This is a genomic window from Acinetobacter sp. COS3, assembly GCF_000475335.1.
Classification (GTDB): Bacteria; Pseudomonadota; Gammaproteobacteria; order Pseudomonadales; family Moraxellaceae; genus Acinetobacter; species Acinetobacter venetianus.
Genome location: NZ_AXCD01000043.1, coordinates 1 through 715 on the forward strand (window position 1 = coordinate 1; position 715 = coordinate 715).

Annotated in this window: 1 protein-coding gene; it reads left to right on the top strand. The window is 45.9% G+C overall.

The window, feature by feature from the left end:
• The coding region (locus IO68_RS29570) for a type VI secretion system Vgr family protein (protein WP_023013909.1) at positions 1-715 on the top strand (715 nt) is incomplete at both ends.

Consider the following 715-nt stretch of genomic DNA (forward strand, 5'->3'; position numbering starts at 1 on the left):
AGGTCAGATCAGTGCCCAACTACAAAGCAGCCATGCTGCCAGTCAACTCAATCTAGGTAAACTCAGCTATCCCAAAGACCAAGTAGAAAGTGAAGACCGTGGAGAGGGCTTTGAACTGCGTACCGATCAATGGGGAGCAGTACGAGCAGGTGAGGGCTTACTCATCACCACGCACTCCCAAGAACAGGCACAAGGCGAGCACCTTGATGCCCAACCTGCCAAGCAACAGCTGGAAGGCAATCAAAACAATGCCAAAGCCTTGAGTGAAGTTGCCAAGAACCAGCAAACGGATGAGATTGAGTCAGTTGAACAGCTAAAAGCTTTTTTTGAATCGCTAGAGTCAAAAATTGCTAAATTTAACAAAGCTGTCCTTTTACTCAATTCTCCTGAAGGTATTGGCCTGAGTAGTAATGAAGATATTCATCTTTCTGCGGATGGGCAGATCAATCAGTTTGCGGGTGATAGTATCAATCTAAGTACGCAGAAAAACCTGATTACACATGCACAAAACAGAATCAGTGTGTTTGCCGCACAGAATGGGATCAAGCAGGTGGCGGCCAAAGGTAAGTTTGAGGTCCAAGCGCAGTCAGATGGCATGGATTTACTTGCGAAGCAAGGGATTCAGATTATTTCGACAGAAGACCGAATTGAGATTACTAGTCCGAAAGAGATTGTGATTACTGCTGGAGGTTCTCAGATCAAGCTGGATGGTTCG